This is a genomic window from Chrysiogenia bacterium (assembly GCA_020434085.1).
Taxonomy (GTDB): Bacteria; JAGRBM01; JAGRBM01; order JAGRBM01; family JAGRBM01; genus JAGRBM01.
Genome location: JAGRBM010000626.1, coordinates 1 through 1797 on the forward strand (window position 1 = coordinate 1; position 1797 = coordinate 1797).

At 58.9% G+C, this 1797-nt stretch carries 2 protein-coding genes; both read right to left on the reverse strand.

Annotated elements, in window-relative coordinates; all coding sequences use genetic code 11:
* Positions 1-21 precede the first annotated feature (21 nt).
* The gene (locus KDH09_20160) at positions 22-894 is read right to left on the reverse strand and encodes a TIGR02147 family protein (GenBank protein ID MCB0222023.1); all 873 of its coding nucleotides are present in this window, start codon (positions 892-894) and stop codon (positions 22-24) included.
* Positions 895-1153: 259 nt separating this feature from the next.
* The gene (locus KDH09_20165) at positions 1154-1516 is read right to left on the reverse strand and encodes a hypothetical protein (protein MCB0222024.1); all 363 of its coding nucleotides are present in this window, start codon (positions 1514-1516) and stop codon (positions 1154-1156) included.
* Positions 1517-1797: the final 281 nt, after the last annotated feature.

A 1797-nucleotide genomic window follows, 5' to 3' on the forward strand; every position in this document is an offset into this window, starting at 1 on the left:
CCAAATGCGCTTCATCTACCCCTACTCAGTTCTGCCCGATCGTTTCGTCAGCGGTATCAGCTGAACAGCCATATGATACACCTCGGAATCGCCCGGGTCGAGGTCCCTGGCCGCCTCACGCAGCAGATCGTCCTCAAACGCCGAAATTCGTTCTTTAAAGTCCTCAAACTGCTTCTTCGAGAGGGTCAGGGTGAGCGCCGTAAAATCGCGCTGCTCGACCGGCACGTCGTCCAGTGCGCCCGAGGCCAGCTCGAGCATCTTGCGGTGGAAGTTCCGAATCGCCAGTGAGTGCAGGTTTTCCGGCGTGGCCAGGTTGGGATCTGCCGGACGCAGCCGGCCGCTCTCATCGCGCTGGGCAAGGCCCGTGTCCACCAGGAGCTTGAGCAGCCGGCGGGCCGCTGCCTCGGTCACCTGGGGGTTGAGCCGCTGGGCCATCCAGGCCGGGTCTTCCTCGAAGTCGGGCAGGTTGAGCATCTCGCGCATGGCCAGACCGAACCACTCGGAATAGATCTCGTACTGTTCCTGTCGCAGCTTAGCGATGCGGTCCTGCCGAACGGAGGCCTTCTGCAGGCGCGTGTAGTAGTGGTTGCGGTCCTCGTCGCTCTTGGCCTGGGTGAAGAGCACCAGCGCCTCGAAAAGCTCGATTTCCTTGCCCTTGAGCCCCAGAGCCTTGGCAAAGCGAAAGATCGACTCGTTCGAGAGGTTGCTCTTTCCATCGATCACCAGCTTGAGAAAGCTGGGGGACGCGTACCCGGCCCTTTGCGCGAAAGAGCGATAGGAAAACCCGCGGCCCGACTTCCGCAGATAGAGGACCATGTCATTTAAATAAGTCCGGTAATCGTCATAGAGTTCGGGTGTTGGACGCACAGGTGTACTGTCATTTGATGAGGTCATCACCACACTCCTGAAAGCCCCTTGAGCATTCCCGTTGGAATACTCAAGGCAAATATACACTTAGAAGGCAAAAAATCCACATCAGGCGGGGTTGAGCGGATTTGGCAACCGTACAGTCATTCAGTTGTAATCAGCGAGTGCACTCCCACACGCGCTACCGGCGTTCTGCCGGACGCCGGACCCCTCGGCCGCCCTGGAGGCTCAGAGAGACAAGCGGGAACCCGGAAGTGCTTCAAAGTATACCAGATTTTCCGCTGGACTACCCGGTTCTGGAGCGCCGGCTCCGGGGAATTCCTCCGCGGTTGCGATGCCGGATTTCGTAGCCCTGTTTCTGAAGATTCTGAATCTTGCGAACCAGCGTCGACCTGGCGATGCCGAGCACTTCCGACGCATGGCTCTTGTTCCAGTTGTGGTGCGCCAGCACATCGAGGATGTGATCGGCTTCCACTTCAGCCAGGGTTTTGAATCGTCGGGCCATCGGCGTTGCTTCGTCATGGTGGAACGACGCTAACGCCCGATGCGCCAGCATTCGTGAACCACGCTGTCTGACTGACAGAGTACATACCCCAGTCCGACGAGGTCGAAAAGGAATTTTGTGCGTTTCACCCCCCAACCGTTTCATATTGAATCAGTTGGAGCGTTATGACGCAAGAAAAGTCGCTCCGCTCGGTCACTGTACAAAGCTGTCAGTATTGTTTGAAGCCCGAACCAAGCCCCGAGCCGGCACGACGCCCGGCGCGGGCCTTTCTCAGGCAGGCTCGCGCACGGCCCAGCCTTTGTCGCTGGCGAACTCGCGAACCAGGCGGCTGGCCTGTCGCGCGCTCACCGGCGAGGAGAAGAAGAAACCCTGCCCATAATGACAGCCCATCGATGCCAGCAGGTTGGCCTGCTCGTTGCCTTCCA